Here is a 14,051-nt window from a genome sequence, read left to right on the forward strand (position 1 = left end):
CGATGCGCTCGTAAGCCCTCGCTGGAGAGGGAGCGCCCGCCGGCGATCACGCCGCCATCTTCTTCCACAGCTGCGTCTCGATGCCGACGGCGGCCTTCACGTGCGGGCGTGCGTGCATTCGCGCAAGATAGTCGACGAGTTCGGGCCACTGCGCGATATCGACGCCGGCAGAGCGAAGCAGCATCAAGGCCCAGGCGAGATGCGCGTCGGCGACCGTGAAGCGGTCGCCGACGAGATAGTCGCGACCATTGAGGCGCGCGGCTGCGACCGACACGGTTTGCCCGATCCGTTCGCGCGCGCTGGCCTTCGATGCATCGTCCTTGTACCAGAAGGTCGGAAACAGGAAGCCTTTGTGGATCTCGGTGCCGATGAAGCTCAGCCATTCCTGCAGGCGATAGCGGTCTAGGTCGCCAGGCGGCGGCGCGAGACCGAGCTCGGGCTTCCGATCGGCGATATACTGCAGCACGGCCGCGCTTTCGGTCAGCCGCTCGCCGTTCTCAAGAACCAGCACCGGCACCGCACCCTTCTGTGACACCACGCGAAAATCGCTGTCGTCGTCCAGCACCTTCTTGGTCCAGATATGGGCCAGGTGGTAACGCGCCTCGATGCCGGCTTCCATCAACGCGATGCGGCTGGCGAGCGAGCAGGCCATGGGAAAGAAATAGAGCTGGAGCATATTGCATCCTCAGGCGAGGGCGTTGCCGCGCGCGATGATCGCGAAGCGGTCGGACAGTTCGGCGAGGGCGACGTCGTGAATGAGCTTCGCGGCGATCGTGCCGCCGATGCCATCGGGCAGGTCGCGGGTGGCGCAGCTGTCCGCGTCGATGGTGGTGCGGAAGCCGAGATCGAGCGCGGCGCGGGCGGTCGAGCTCACGCACATATGCGTCATGAAGCCGGCTAGCACGAGCTCCTTGCGGCCGGTCGCGGCGAGCTGCGCGTTCAGGTCGGTGCCGGCGAAGGCGTTCGGCAACTGCTTCTCGATCACGATCTCGCCGGGCCGTGGCGCCAGCGGCGCGACGATCGCGCCACGCTCCGCGGTGCGATCGAACAGGCTTCCCGGCGCTCCCTTGTGCGCGACGTGGATGATTGCCGTGCCGCTCTCCCGCGCGCGGGCGAGCAATGCGGTGGCGCGTGCGATCGCGGATTTGGCGTCGGGCAGGGCGAGGGGACCGGCGAGATATTCGTTCTGGATATCGATCAGTACCAGGCAGCTGTCGCCGAGGCGGGGCGGGGAGAGGTCGATACCGGCAAGCTGCATCAGCGTTTGGGCTGCGGTCATGGTCCTGAGAACTCCAGAGGATGCGTCTTGCGAAAATATAGCCGCGGACCGGCCTGCCGTTATGCAGGGATATTGCAGCCGATGGCTGCGTTATTGCAGGCCAGCCGGAGGCGATGTAACCTGTGGTCATGAACTGGGACGACCTTCGCATCATCGCGGCCGTCAGGGACGAGGGCACCTATGCCGGCGCCAGTGCGCGGCTGCGGATCGACGAGACCACCGTTGGCCGCCGGCTGGCGCGGATCGAGCGTGCGCTCGGGCTGCGGTTGTTCGAGGCTGCCGACGGCGTCCGCAAGCCGACCCGGCAGTGCGACGTGGTGCTCGCGCACATCCAGGCGATGGCCGCGCATGCCGAGGAGATCGGCCGGATCGGCGAAAGCCTGCCCGGCCCAATCGGCCGGCTGCGCATCGCCGCCACCAATGCGATCGCGGAGGAGGTGCTGGCGCCGCGCACCAGCGAATTGCTGCGCGCCCATCCGGGGCTGACGTTGCAGTTTCTGACGTCGAGCGAGAATGTAAAATTCTCGCGCTGGGAAGCCGATCTCGCGATCCGCCTGCGCAAGCCCGACAAGGGCGACTTTTCGATCTCGAAGCTCGCCGAGGTCAGGCTGTATTTCTTCGAGCCGGTCGCGACGACGGCGGGAGAGGCGGTGACGTGCGCCTATCCCGACGAACTCGGAGGGATTCCGGAAATGCAGTTCCTGCGCGCGAAGCGGCTTCGCGCGCGCTGCGTGACCGACAATGTTCGGATCATCCACAAGCTCATCCAGTCGCATCAAGCGGTCGGTGTGCTGCCGGAGCATAGTTGCGTGGACCTGATGACCGATCGCCGTCTGCACGCCACGCTGTTGCCGAAGCGACGCGATGTCTGGCTGCTGGTGCAAAGCCACCTCAAGCGGGATGCGGCGACGCGCGTCACCATCGACTGGCTGCGCGCCTGCTTCCAGGACGCCGCGCGCAGCGGCTGAGGTTGACGGAAGCGGATTTCTCCGCTCGTCATTCCCCGGTGCGCAATTGCTTGCTCGAGCCAGGCGTCGACCGCGATGCGCAGTGCGCCGCTCGCGGCCATCGCGACAAGACGGAGGCGGTCGCGGCGGTCCTTGCCCGGCCACAACTCGCAAAGCGTCTCGTAGACGACCTGCTCCCGATGCAGATCGTTGCCACGATAATTACACCAAGTGTAATATTTACACGAAGTGTAAGTCAGTCGGGGCCCCAATGACAACCTGCTCGCGCATATACCGGATCAAGCTGATTCCGGCGGCAACTGGATTCGTGAGCGGGCCGAGGGCACTCCTCCGCGGCTGGGCGGGGGCGACGTTGCTCGGGCTGCTGGTCTCGGGCTGCGCGACCGCGACGCTGGACCAGGCCGGTTCACTCCGCTCCTACGACAATATGGAGCAATCGGACGGGATGTTGACCCGTTCGAAGCTGCGGGTGAGCAAGGAAGAGGTGCTGGCGGCGAAGACGATCAGGATCGTGCCAACCGTGTTCTCTGACGGAACGGCAGTGCCCTTCACGGCGGCACAGCGCAGGCTCGTCACCAACGCCGCCGACCGTGCATTGTGTGCGGGCCTGAGCGAACGCTTCTACGTGGTTGCGTCAGAGCCCGCCGACCTGACCGTTCACGCTGTCATCACGCATGTGGTGCCGACCGATCCGACGGCAGTCGGCGTCTCCAAAGGTGTGTCGGTGGCGAAGACGATTCTGTTGCCCGGCGTGCCGGTGCCGGTTCCGCGCATTCCCGTGGGGCTCGGCAGCCTGTCGCTTGAAGCCGAGGCGCGTAATCCGGCCGGACAGCAAAAGGCGGCGATGGTCTGGGGCCGTGCGGCCAATGCCTTCGACAGCGGGCGGATGTCGGAGGAGGGGGATGCGTACGGCCTTGCGGCATCGTTCGGCGGCGATTTCAGCCAGATGCTGGTCACCGGCGTGACGCCCTTCGGCGGCGTGCCATCGATGCCCTCGATGCAGCGGCTGGGCTTCCTGCTCGGCGGCGCGCCGAAATATCCGGCCTGCGAGGCGTTCGGACGCGCGCCGGGCCTCGTCGGCATGGTCGGCGACAGCGCCGGCGTGCCGCCGGATTGGACCGACAAGGGGCCGGTTGCGGCGAAGGTGGAGTGAGGCGGCCGGCACGCTTACGAATGTTCGCATGCACACGGCTGTAACGGGGCACCGCCAAGGCACAATTCGCATATCCTGCTCCGGGCGGACGACCGCAAAACAGAGTGCCACCCCGGACAGATTGCGGTAACGTCGGTTTACCGTAGTTCGGAATTCGGCCAGCCGTCAGCCCGTCGGTGGTGCCAATGCAACAAATTGCGGAATGGCTTGAGAAGCTGGGGCTTGGGCAATACGCGCTGCGTTTTGCCGAGAACGGGATCGACCTTGGCGTTCTTCCCGAATTGACGGATGAAGACTTCGACAGGCTCGGGGTCCTGCTCGGCCACCGCCGCAAGATGCTGCGTGCGATCGCCGATTTCAATCAAGCCGAACTGATCGCCGCGCCGGTTTCACCGCACGATGCCGAGCGCCGCCACCTCACTGTGATGTTCTGCGACCTGGTCGGCTCGACGGAATTGTCGGCGCGTCTCGATCCCGAGGACATGTGGGAGGTGATCCGCGCCTATCGCGCAGCCTGTGCACGGGTGATCACGACATACGACGGCGTCGTTGCCAGATTTATCGGCGATGGGATCCTCGCTTATTTCGGCTATCCGCGTGCCCACGAGGATGACGCGGAGCGCGCGGTGCGCGCCGGCCTCGATGTCATCGCCGCAATCGGCAAGCTCGAGACCCGCGCGGAAGAGGGAGTTGCGGTACGGATCGCGATCGCAAGCGGGCTTGTCGTGGTCGGCGACCTCGTCTCCGGCGGCGCATCGGAGGAGCAGGCGCTGGTCGGCGATGCGCCGAACATCGCGGCGCGGCTGCAGAGCCTGGCGGAGCCGGGCGTGGTCGTCGTGGCCTCCACGACACGCCGGCTGCTCGGCAATCTGTTCACGCTTCGCAACCTCGGTCGCCGCGAGGTCAAGGGTATCTCCGAGCCGATCGCGGTGTGGGCCGTCGAAGGCGAGCCGGCATCGGAAAGCCGTTTCGAGGCGGTGCGGACCGCGCGCTCGATCGGTTTTGTCGGCCGCAAGGCGGAGATCGAATTTGCATTGTCGCGCCAGCAACTGGCGTGGCAGGGCCAAGGCCAGGCAGTGCTGATATCGGGCGAAGCGGGTATCGGCAAATCGCGCATCGTGGCGATGCTGTCCGACAGCCTCGCGCCCGGGACACACCGCCGTGTGCGGTATCAATGCTCGCCCTATCACACCAACAGCGCGCTGCACCCTTTTGTCGCCCAGCTCGAGCGTGCCGCCGGCATCAGGTCGGAAGATGTTTCGGACCAGAAGCTGGACAAGCTCGAAGCCATGCTGGCGCTCGGTACCCAGCACGTGCCCACCGTGACACCGCTGATCGCGGCGCTGCTGTCGATCCCGACCGGTGACCGCTATCCGCCGCTCGGCCTGAGCCCGGCGCAGCAGCGGCGGCAGACATTCGCCGCGCTGCTCGACCAGCTCGAGGGCCTCGCCCGGCAGCAGCCGGTGCTTGTCGTCTGCGAAGACATGCATTGGGCCGATGCCACGTCGCTCGAACTGCTTGATCTCGCGGTCGACCGGATCAGGGGATTGCCAATCCTCATGCTGATGACGTTCAGGCCGGAGTTCGAGCCGCCATGGGCAGGGCTTGCCAATGTCAGCCTGTTGCGGCTCGATCGGCTCGACCGGCAGGATACGCGCGCGCTGATCGAGCAGGTGACCGTCGGTCGGTTGCTGCCCGGCGAAATGATGACGCAGATCATCGAGCGGACGGATGGTGTCCCGCTGTTCGTCGAGGAGCTGACCAAGATGGTCATGGAGTCGGGGCTGCTCGTCGAGAATGCCGGACGCTACCGCCTCGACAATCCGCTGCCACCGCTGGCGATCCCCGCGACGCTGCAGGACTCGTTGATGGCCCGGCTCGACCGCCTGGCGCCGGTCAAGGAGGTGGCGCAGATCGGCGCAGCGATCGGCCGTGAGTTCTCATACGCGTTGCTGCGCAGCGTGGCCGGTCGCGATGATCTGACGCTTGCCGCGGCGCTCGCCCAGCTCGAGGAGGCGGAGTTGCTGTTGCGTCGGGGCACGCCGCCGGATGCAAGCTACAGTTTCAGGCACGCATTGGTCCAGGAAGCGGCTTACGAGAGCTTGCTCAAGAGCCGTCGGCAATTGCTCCACAAGCAGATCGGCGATGTGCTGCGCGCCAAGTTTGCCGAGATCGCCGAGATCGAGCCCGAAGTCGTTGCGTATCATTTCACCGAGGCGGGGCTCGGCCGGACTGCGCTCGCGTGGTGGCGCAAAGCCGGTCAGCAGGCGCTGAAGCGCTCGGCCTATTGCGAGGCGATCGCACATCTCGGCAAGGCGGTCGCCATCGCCGATGAACTGCCCGACGAGCGGGGTCGGATGATCGGCCGGCTCCATCTGCAAATCGCCTACGGCCGCGCGCTGCGGGGCAGTCTTGGGCACAGCGCCCCCGAGACGGTGGCCGCTTGGACGCGAGCCCGGCGGTTCGCCTCTGACATTGACGATCCAATCGAACTGGCGCCGATCCAGTCGGGCCTCTTCAACGCCTGCTTGACCCACGGTGAGCTCGCGCCGATGCGGGAGTTGGCGGAGGCGATCATGGGCGCGGCGGAACGGCATCCGGAATCGCCGGTGGCGACGATCGTCGCGGGCTGGACCAGCGGAGTGACCTGCTGGTTTGCGGGCGACTATCTGAGCGCGGCCATCCATCTCGAGAAGGCGTTCGCTGCCTATGCGACCGAGCCGGATCCGGCAACGTTCAAGGCGTCGACGCTCGATCTGCCGTTCGTCATCATGAGATTTCTGGCGCTCGTGCTCTGGCCGCGTGGCGAGATCGATCGAGCCCGGCAGCTCGCGGGCGCAGCGGTGAGCGTCTCCGGAGAACAGCGCGCGCTCGCGCGTGCCAATGCGCTGGTTCACAAGGCCGTTTTCGACGGGCTGTGCGGCAGCCGGTTGCGGCAGACCGAGACGATCCTTGCCCTCGGACTGGCGCAGGATCACACGATGCCGCTGTATGTCGCCGCCGGCACCTATCTCAATGGTTTGGCGAAGTGGCGTGCCGGCGACCTAGTGGCAGGTCTCGCGGAGATGCAGCGCGGCTGGACATTGCTTCACGAGAACGACTGCTACCTCTGTGATCCCTTCTGGGGACTGCATATCGCGGTGGCGAACGCGGAGGCAGGGCATGTCGAGGCGGGGCTCGACATCATCAACGAGCTGATCGACGCGACGGAGCAGTCCGGGCAGCACTGGCTGGATGCCGAGCTGTATCGTGTATTGGGCGAGCTGCGGTCGCGTCGCGACACCCCCGACATTTCCGGCGCCGAGGATGCCTTCCACCGCGCCCTCGAGATTGCGCGAAGGCAACAGACCAGGACGTTCGAGCTCCGCGGCGCGCTGGGACTTGCACGTCTTTACAGCCGCAGCGGCCGGGCAGAGGAGATATCTCAATTGTTGGCGCCGTTGCTCGCCGGCTTCGATGCGGCGCTCGATCTTGCCGAAATCAAGGATGCGCAGGAACTGCTCATGCGAGCGTGGCCGGATCGCCACTCGCGCGCGTCCTGACGGGTGCCGCAGTGGAGCAGTCACATCACGTCAGCCCATCTTCCTGAGCCGGCGCAAGTGGTGAAAGAGCAGGTTCGGATGTCGCGCGCGGCGCTTGCGGTGCGAAACTGGAACTCTTGGGCTCGGCGAAGTTCTTGGGTTCCCGAAGTTCTACGGTGCGACGATGCGCATTTTGCTATTGCGTCCGACGGCGCATTTGCATCTAACTTTAAGGACGCTGCCGCGGAGAATTCCACCTTGCGGTCAATCGTTTGGAATTTGTTTTTGATCCTGTGTTCGAGTGAGTAAGCTGTGCGACCATTGATGACGTTCCCGCAGGTGAGCATTTCCGGCGGAACTCGCAATCGCCTTCTCGCGACATTGTTGCCGGCGGATCTGGACCTCCTGAAACCGGAACTTGAGACTGTCGCGCTCGAACAGGATGCGGTCCTGGCGCGCGCCGGTGACGAGATCGACTACGTCTTCTTTCCTCACAGCGGCGCGATCCTGCTGATGATCGACATGGCGGATGGGCAGACGGTCGCGACCGGTGTGGTCGGATGCGAAGGGGCCGTGGGCAGTCTTTCGGTCCTTGGAGCCTCGCCGTCGGGCATTACCGCCGTCGTTCGTGCGGCTGGTACCGCCTCGCGGATCCCGGCGCCGCGCTTTCATGCCGCTTTCGGCCGCAGTCCCGGGATTCGGCAGGCGATCCAGAAGCACGTCAGATCGATGCTGATCCAGTTTCAGCTCGGCTCCGCCTGCAATGCGCTCCACCCGGTCGAGGCGCGGATGGCGCGCTGGCTGCTTCAGCTTCGCGACCGCGTCGACAGCGACGTCCTCCCGCTGACCCAGCACGCGCTGTCGCAAATCCTCGGCGTACGACGAACAACGGTGACCTTGCTGATGGGCAATCTGCGCAAGCGCGGTGCGATCAGGTCGGATCAACGAGGCCGGATCGAGATCGACCAGGCGCGGCTCTTGGCGGCGGCGTGCGAATGCCATCGCGTCATGCGTATCGAGGCCGAGGAGATCTTCTCGGGCGACAAGGTTCGAACGCGCGGAATGGCGCCGGCTAACGATCCGCGCATCCCGGAAATCGAGGCGGACGACGCCGTGTGAGCGCGTTCCTGGTCGAATCAGCTTCCCGGCAGCCGATCAAGCTCCCGTGCAGGCGAGGATACCCCTTCGAGCTTCGCGATCTCGCGCAGCACCTTTGCGGTCTCGCCCAACTGATTGCGCTTTGGACCGGGCTTCAGCCGTCGTGCTTCATCGAGAAAGTCCTTGGCCTGCAGCAGCCGGGCAGACGTTTCCGTCGAGATCTGCACCTGCGCCATGGTGTCCCTCCATCGCGGTCGTCAATAGCGGTGGCCATTGTCAGGCCGGTGAACCGCCGCCGCGGCGTCGCCGCACGCGGATGCTCGGCTCATCGACCCAGGCGTCCCGCGCAAACCAGGCGTGATCCGCGCGGCAAAACGGACAGGGCGTGCGCGCGAAGAACACGGTACTGCGTCGAAAGCTCTCGCGATCGGTTTTGATTCCGGTGGAAATCGCGTGTCCGGTTTGCGGACATCTGACCATTACCATGCCCATGAGCGCCTCCCTCCCATATCGCCTTTTGCTTTTTTGCCTTTTGCCTTGCAGAAATAGTCCGGCCGGTTGGATTGGCCCCAGATCGGTGCGCGGGGTAGTTGGGGGGCATCGCACACCTGCGGCGTTTGACGGAGCATCGGCAGTGGGGGGCTGCACGCTCTCGTCACTGGGCTTCTTCCAACCGGCCAGGTCCCTCCTTGAACGAATCCTCGATGTGACTTCAACGCCGCTTCTTCAGGCGGCTTGGCAGAGAACCTCTTCGCTTTCCCCCACCGCACAGCCTCCATCGCAAGTGAGAGCATTCTCCGCGACGCTTGCCCGCGTCACGGGAGCTGACGCTCCGTGCTCGATTCAGATTTTTGAGAGTGAAGTTCGATCTCGTCCCGAGCTTACTGTGCGGGACGAAGGCGACAGTGTCGGTTCGGTTTGCGACTCTCGCACGAAATTTTTTTTGAGATTGTCAACTCAGGCCAACGTATGTTTACGGAGAGTGTTGTGCATAGCGTGCATGCTGAGAGCCGCGTGAAGCCCCTGCATCAGCGTGAGGTTGTGCAAGGTATTTGCATTGGCCGCGCTGCGGTAAGTAGCCCGGCAAGCCTACCCCAAACAAAAACCCCGGCATTTCTGCCGGGGTTTTGCATTTCGTGGATCGCCCGAGAGGCTGGACCTTAGAAGTCCATGCCGCCCATGCCGCCGCCCGGAGGCATCGCGGGGCCGCCCGAGTTCTTCTTCGGCAGTTCGGCAACCATCGCTTCCGTGGTGATCAGCAGCGCGGCAACCGAGGCAGCGTTCTGGATCGCGGTACGGACGACCTTGGTCGGGTCGATGATGCCCTTCTTGACGAGGTCGGCATACTCGCCGGTCTGGGAGTCGAAGCCGTAATTGTAGGCCTTGTTCTCCAGGATCTTGCCGACGATGACCGAACCGTCTTCACCGGCGTTGATCGCGATCTGGCGAGCCGGGGACGACAGCGCCTTGCGCACGATCTCGACGCCGGTCTTCTGGTCGTCGTTCTTGGTGCGCAGGCCCTTGAGCTGCTCGGAAGCACGGAGCAGGGCGACGCCGCCGCCCGGGACGATGCCTTCCTCGACAGCTGCGCGGGTCGCATGCATCGCGTCATCAACGCGATCCTTGCGCTCCTTCACCTCGACCTCGGTCGCGCCGCCGACGCGGATCACCGCGACGCCGCCCGCGAGCTTGGCGAGACGCTCCTGCAGCTTCTCACGGTCGTAGTCCGAGGTGGTCTCCTCGATCTGCGCCTTGATCTGGGCAACGCGGGCGTCGATGTCGGCCTTCTTGCCGGCGCCGTTGACGATCGTGGTGTTTTCCTTGTCGATCATCACCTTCTTGGCGCGACCGAGCATCTGCAGCGTGACGTTCTCGAGCTTGATGCCGAGGTCTTCCGAGATGGCCTGGCCGCCGGTCAGGATCGCGATGTCCTGCAGCATGGCCTTGCGGCGATCGCCGAAGCCCGGAGCCTTGACGGCCGCGACCTTCAGGCCGCCACGCAGGCGGTTGACGACGAGGGTGGCGAGCGCTTCGCCTTCGACGTCTTCAGCGACGATGACCAGCGGCTTGCCGGTCTGCACCACGGCCTCGAGCAGCGGGAGCAGCTCGTTCAGCGAGGAGAGCTTCTTCTCGTTGATGAGGATGTAGGCGTCGTCCATCTCGACGCGCATCTTGTCGGCGTTGGTGACGAAGTAGGGCGAGATGTAGCCGCGGTCGAACTGCATGCCCTCGACGACGTCGAGCTCGGTCTCGAGCGACTTGGCTTCCTCGACCGTGATCACGCCCTCGTTGCCGACCTTCTTCATGGCGTCGGCGAGGAACTTGCCGATCTCGGCATCGCCGTTGGCCGAAATGGTGCCGACCTGGGCGATTTCATCGTTCGAGGTGACCTTCTTCGAGTTCTTCTGGAGGTCCGCAACGACGGCTTCGACCGCGAGGTCGATACCGCGCTTCAGGTCCATCGGGTTCATGCCGGCGGCAACCGACTTGGCGCCTTCACGCACGATCGCCTGGGCGAGCACGGTGGCGGTGGTGGTGCCGTCGCCGGCCGCGTCCGCGGACTTGGAGGCGACTTCGCGCACCATCTGCGCGCCCATGTTCTCGAACTTGTCCTCGAGCTCGATCTCCTTGGCGACTGTGACGCCGTCCTTGGTGATGCGGGGAGCGCCGAACGACTTCTCGAGCACGACGTTGCGGCCCTTCGGGCCGAGAGTGACCTTCACCGCGTTGGCGAGGATGTCGACGCCGCGCAGCATCTTGTCGCGCGCATCGACGGAGAATTTGACTTCTTTAGCTGCCATCTGAATTTTTCCTTGGAATGGTTTTACCCTGGAGGAATCTTGCGGAGCGAGGAGGCGCTTAGGCCGCCTTCTTCTTGGAAGCGGGGACGTCGAGCACGCCCATGATGTCGCTTTCCTTCATGATCAGCAGGTCTTCACCGTCGATCTTGACCTCGGTGCCCGACCACTTGCCGAACAGGACGCGGTCGCCGACCTTGATGTCGATCGGGATCAGCTTGCCGGCCTCGTCGCGGCCGCCCGGGCCGACGGCGATGACTTCGCCCTGCGAGGGCTTTTCCTTGGCGCTGTCGGGAATGATGATGCCGCCAGCAGTCTTCTCTTCGGCGTCGATGCGCTTGACCACGACGCGGTCGTGAAGCGGACGGAATTTCATGCAGTCCTCCTAAACGTTTGCATATGCTGTAGATTTTTGGAGTGTTAGCAATCCAGCCCGGCGAGTGCCAGCTGGTTGAGCAGGAGATAAGCCAAGCCTTGGCGGCGGGCAAGTGGCTCTAGCAGAAAAATTGGCACTCGCGAATGACGGTTGCCAGGATCATTTCGGCATCCTTAACCGCGCCCGGCAGGGGGTGCCGGGCTATTAGCAGATGCGGTAAGCTGCTGCTAGCGCAAGAAATTTCAACAACCTATTAAACATTTAGGCTTGAGATGGGTTAGTCGCGTGCGTCACATTTCTCTCATGTGAGCGCATCCATTGCCGGTGGTCCGGCGGGGGTCGGCCGCCATGTGAATGCGCTCCGTCACAGGAGGTTGGCATGGTCTCGCGAGTTGGTGGGGGTGTTTCCGACGATTTCCGGAAGCAGTTGCTGGGGTATGGACTGACGACGGCGCAAATCCTCTATCGGATGCCGGATCATCCCTCGTTGCTGCAAACCTATGTCTGGCAGAACTACGACCTGTTTCCGAAATTTCCGGCGCTGCGGGATTTCCTCGCCTTCTGGCAGGAGAAGCTCGAAGGCCCGCTGTTCTCGGTGACGGTGGCGCATTCCAAGCTGGTCAAGCCGGCCGAACTGCGCGCGGTCGACGGCGTGTTCCGGCTGCATTGATCCGCAAAGGGGGCAAGGGAAGCAAGGCGCGGCCTGCGCCTTTGCCCACCTCGCGCGGCGCGACTTGTGTTAGCCTTCGCCCGTCACAAAAAGACGGGAGGCAAACAATGGCCAAGAAGACGGCATCGAGATCCGCAGCCAAGACCGCGGTGAAGAAGAAATGGTCGGGGCTTGGCGCCGGCGCCAAGAAATCGTCGACGAAATCGTCCGCGCGCAAGACCATCAGGTCCAAGGGCCGCGTCACCGCGGCCAAGAAGAGCGCGCCCAAGACAGCGAGCAAGGCAGCAAGCAAGGCGCGGCCGAAGCAGCGCGTCGCCGTAAGCCATCACCGCGAAGAGGATTTCAAGGCCGACGGGCTGCGCGCCTATGCCAAGTACCGCGACCTCGGCATCGCCGCAGCATCCCATGGTCTCGCGCAAGCGCATGTCATCCGGCTGCAGGGACCGTGCAATCCGGACGAGGTGTCGAAGCTGCACTTCCACGACGTCGAATTCCAGATGGTCTATGTCCTCAAGGGCTGGGTGAAGACCTACATGGAAGGCGAGGGCGAGACGCTGATGAAGGAAGGCAGCGCCTGGACCCAGCCGCCGCGCATCCGGCACATGATCCTGGACTACTCCGACGACGTCGAACTTCTGGAAGTGATCCTGCCGGCCGAGTTCAAGACGGTGGAGCTGAAGGCGTAACTCACGCCGTCATTCCGGGGCGCGCCAACGGGTCGCGCGAACGCGCGCCCGATGACAGGCTCCGCGCGAGCCCGGAATCCATCTATCGGCATAACCGGCGGCACAATGGATTCCGGGCTCGTCCTTCGGACGCCTCGGAACGACGCTGTGAGGTCACGTCAGCATCCCCACGATCGCCCCCATCAGGCACGTCGTCAGCGTGCCCGAGACGATCGACTTCAGCCCGAGCGCGTTGATCTCGTCGCGCCGTTCGGGCGCCATGATGCCGAGGCCGCCGATCATGATGCCGAGGCTCGCGAAGTTGGCAAAACCGCACATCGCGTAGAGCATGATCAGCCGCGAGCGCGGATCGAGCGCGTCGGGGCCGAGCTTCGACAGGTCGACATAGGCGATCAGCTCGTTCAGCACGGTCTTGGTGCCCATCAGGCTTCCCGCCGTGATCGCCTGCGGCCATGGCAGGCCCATCAGCCAGCACACCGGCGCCATCACGTAGCCGAGCAGCCGTTGCAGCGAGATCTTCGCGCCGCCAACCTCCGGCAGCAGGCCGATGATTTTGTTGGCGAGGTAGACCAGCGCGACCAGCACCAGCAGCATCGCGATGATGTTCATCAGCAGCTCGAGCCCGGCGGCGGTGCCCTTCACGATCGCGTCCATCGTCGATGACACCTGAACATCGGGATCGTCGAGCGACCCTCCGGTGCGCTTGTCCGACGTTTCCGGCACCATGATCAGGCTGACCAGGATCGCGGCCGGCGCGCCGAGCACCGAGGCAATGACGAAATGCGCGGCGGCATCGGGAATCAATGGCGCGAGCAGCGTCGCGTAGAGCACCAGCACGGTGCCGGCGATTCCCGCCATGCCGCCGGTCATCACCAGAAACAATTCGCTGCGTGTGAGCTGCGCGAGATAGGGGCGGATGAAGAGCGGGGCCTCCACCATGCCGAGGAAGATGTTGGCGGCGGTCGAGAGCCCGACTGCGCCGCCGACGCCGAGCGTGCGCTCGAGAAACCAGGCCATGCCGCGCACCACAGGCGGCAGCACGCGCCAATAGAACAACAGCGTCGTCAGCACGCTCATCACAAGCACGATCGGCAGCGCCTGGAAGGCGAGGATGAAATCCGAGCCCGGCGCCTTGGGATCGAACGGCGCCGGACCGCCGCCGACATAACCGAACACGAAGGCGGTGCCGGCGCGCGTCGCGGCCGCGATGGTGCCGACGGCATCGTTGATCACCCCGAAGGCCTGCGTCACCAGCGGCACCTTGATCAGCACCAGCGCGGTGACGACCGTGACGACAAGCCCGATCGCGGCCTGCCGCAGCGACACCTTCAGGCGATTCTCGCTCAATGCCCAGGCGATCACGAGCAATGCCACCACGCCGAACGCCGATTGCAATTGCAGCATCACGCCCCCAAGAACCCTCGAGCGATTATGAGCAGGGGCCCCGCGCAGCGCAATGCTGTTACGCGGTCATCCCGAATCCATTGACAAGTTGCAGGGGC

13 protein-coding genes are annotated in these 14,051 nt (G+C 64.5%); 6 read left to right on the forward strand and 7 right to left on the reverse strand.

Annotated features, from left to right (window positions below; translation table 11 throughout):
* Positions 1 to 46: 46 nt before the first annotated feature.
* Together HAP47_RS16055 and HAP47_RS16060 are read right to left on the reverse strand one after the other, a co-directional pair.
* The gene (locus HAP47_RS16055; protein WP_173637405.1) at positions 47 to 676 is read right to left on the reverse strand and encodes a glutathione binding-like protein; all 630 of its coding nucleotides are present in this window, start codon (positions 674 to 676) and stop codon (positions 47 to 49) included.
* Positions 677 to 685: 9 nt separating this feature from the next.
* A complete protein-coding gene (locus HAP47_RS16060) occupies positions 686 to 1,279 on the reverse strand; it encodes a cysteine hydrolase family protein (protein ID WP_173637404.1) in 594 nt (197 codons plus the stop codon).
* Positions 1,280 to 1,407: 128 nt separating this feature from the next.
* On the opposite strand from HAP47_RS16060, the gene HAP47_RS16065 reads away from it, so the two are divergent.
* The 4 genes from HAP47_RS16065 to HAP47_RS16080 all read left to right on the forward strand — a co-directional run bounded on the left by HAP47_RS16065 (position 1,408) and on the right by HAP47_RS16080 (position 8,040).
* Positions 1,408 to 2,247 (forward strand): LysR family transcriptional regulator, encoded by an 840-nt coding sequence (locus HAP47_RS16065; protein WP_173637403.1) that lies wholly within the window; start codon positions 1,408 to 1,410, stop codon positions 2,245 to 2,247.
* Between the two features lie 307 nt (positions 2,248 to 2,554).
* Positions 2,555 to 3,400, forward strand: a complete 846-nt coding sequence (locus HAP47_RS16070) for a DUF3313 domain-containing protein (RefSeq protein ID WP_231168901.1) — start codon at positions 2,555 to 2,557, stop codon at positions 3,398 to 3,400.
* 185 nt (positions 3,401 to 3,585) lie between these two features.
* Complete coding sequence (locus HAP47_RS16075; protein ID WP_173637401.1) at positions 3,586 to 6,942, forward strand: adenylate/guanylate cyclase domain-containing protein; 3,357 nt, start codon at positions 3,586 to 3,588, stop codon at positions 6,940 to 6,942.
* A gap of 303 nt (positions 6,943 to 7,245) precedes the next feature.
* The gene (locus HAP47_RS16080) at positions 7,246 to 8,040 is read left to right on the forward strand and encodes a Crp/Fnr family transcriptional regulator (protein ID WP_173637400.1); all 795 of its coding nucleotides are present in this window, start codon (positions 7,246 to 7,248) and stop codon (positions 8,038 to 8,040) included.
* A gap of 17 nt (positions 8,041 to 8,057) precedes the next feature.
* Here the strand turns inward: HAP47_RS16080 and HAP47_RS16085 are convergent, their stop codons facing one another.
* The 4 genes from HAP47_RS16085 to groES all read right to left on the reverse strand — a co-directional run bounded on the left by HAP47_RS16085 (position 8,058) and on the right by groES (position 11,193).
* On the reverse strand, positions 8,058 to 8,255 hold the full coding sequence (locus tag HAP47_RS16085; protein WP_173637399.1) for a hypothetical protein: 198 nt from the start codon (positions 8,253 to 8,255) through the stop codon (positions 8,058 to 8,060).
* A 40-nt stretch (positions 8,256 to 8,295) separates the two neighbouring features.
* On the reverse strand, positions 8,296 to 8,511 hold the full coding sequence (locus HAP47_RS16090; RefSeq protein ID WP_016840464.1) for a hypothetical protein: 216 nt from the start codon (positions 8,509 to 8,511) through the stop codon (positions 8,296 to 8,298).
* A gap of 668 nt (positions 8,512 to 9,179) precedes the next feature.
* The gene (gene groL / locus HAP47_RS16095) at positions 9,180 to 10,820 is read right to left on the reverse strand and encodes a chaperonin GroEL (protein ID WP_173637398.1); all 1,641 of its coding nucleotides are present in this window, start codon (positions 10,818 to 10,820) and stop codon (positions 9,180 to 9,182) included.
* A 58-nt stretch (positions 10,821 to 10,878) separates the two neighbouring features.
* Positions 10,879 to 11,193, reverse strand: coding sequence for a co-chaperone GroES (gene groES, locus HAP47_RS16100; protein WP_097674118.1), 315 nt, complete (start codon positions 11,191 to 11,193; stop codon positions 10,879 to 10,881).
* A 379-nt stretch (positions 11,194 to 11,572) separates the two neighbouring features.
* Here groES and HAP47_RS16105 point away from each other — a divergent pair, with 379 nt between their 5' ends.
* The gene (locus HAP47_RS16105; RefSeq protein ID WP_173637397.1) at positions 11,573 to 11,863 is read left to right on the forward strand and encodes an usg protein; all 291 of its coding nucleotides are present in this window, start codon (positions 11,573 to 11,575) and stop codon (positions 11,861 to 11,863) included.
* Positions 11,864 to 11,970: 107 nt separating this feature from the next.
* The gene (locus tag HAP47_RS16110) at positions 11,971 to 12,549 is read left to right on the forward strand and encodes a cupin domain-containing protein (protein WP_173637396.1); all 579 of its coding nucleotides are present in this window, start codon (positions 11,971 to 11,973) and stop codon (positions 12,547 to 12,549) included.
* 153 nt (positions 12,550 to 12,702) lie between these two features.
* Here the strand turns inward: HAP47_RS16110 and HAP47_RS16115 are convergent, their stop codons facing one another.
* A complete protein-coding gene (locus tag HAP47_RS16115; protein ID WP_173637395.1) occupies positions 12,703 to 13,953 on the reverse strand; it encodes a NupC/NupG family nucleoside CNT transporter in 1,251 nt (416 codons plus the stop codon).
* Positions 13,954 to 14,051: the final 98 nt, after the last annotated feature.

It is taken from the genome of Bradyrhizobium sp. 41S5, from assembly GCF_011516665.3.
Lineage (GTDB): Bacteria > Pseudomonadota > Alphaproteobacteria > Rhizobiales > Xanthobacteraceae > Bradyrhizobium > Bradyrhizobium quebecense.

Bases quoted from the DNA above. Each gene is read 5' to 3' on its own strand.
- HAP47_RS16090 (WP_016840464.1), bottom strand. From the start codon at position 8,511: ATGGGCATGGTAATGGTCAGATGTCCGCAAACCGGACACGCGATTTCC.
- HAP47_RS16110 (WP_173637396.1), top strand. From the start codon at position 11,971: ATGGCCAAGAAGACGGCATCGAGATCCGCAGCCAAGACCGCGGTGAAG.
- HAP47_RS16075 (WP_173637401.1), top strand. From the start codon at position 3,586: ATGCAACAAATTGCGGAATGGCTTGAGAAGCTGGGGCTTGGGCAATAC.
- groL (WP_173637398.1), bottom strand. From the start codon at position 10,820: ATGGCAGCTAAAGAAGTCAAATTCTCCGTCGATGCGCGCGACAAGATG.
- HAP47_RS16115 (WP_173637395.1), bottom strand. From the start codon at position 13,953: ATGCTGCAATTGCAATCGGCGTTCGGCGTGGTGGCATTGCTCGTGATC.
- HAP47_RS16080 (WP_173637400.1), top strand. From the start codon at position 7,246: ATGACGTTCCCGCAGGTGAGCATTTCCGGCGGAACTCGCAATCGCCTT.
- HAP47_RS16105 (WP_173637397.1), top strand. From the start codon at position 11,573: ATGGTCTCGCGAGTTGGTGGGGGTGTTTCCGACGATTTCCGGAAGCAG.
- HAP47_RS16085 (WP_173637399.1), bottom strand. From the start codon at position 8,255: ATGGCGCAGGTGCAGATCTCGACGGAAACGTCTGCCCGGCTGCTGCAG.
- HAP47_RS16055 (WP_173637405.1), bottom strand. From the start codon at position 676: ATGCTCCAGCTCTATTTCTTTCCCATGGCCTGCTCGCTCGCCAGCCGC.
- HAP47_RS16065 (WP_173637403.1), top strand. From the start codon at position 1,408: ATGAACTGGGACGACCTTCGCATCATCGCGGCCGTCAGGGACGAGGGC.
- HAP47_RS16060 (WP_173637404.1), bottom strand. From the start codon at position 1,279: ATGACCGCAGCCCAAACGCTGATGCAGCTTGCCGGTATCGACCTCTCC.
- groES (WP_097674118.1), bottom strand. From the start codon at position 11,193: ATGAAATTCCGTCCGCTTCACGACCGCGTCGTGGTCAAGCGCATCGAC.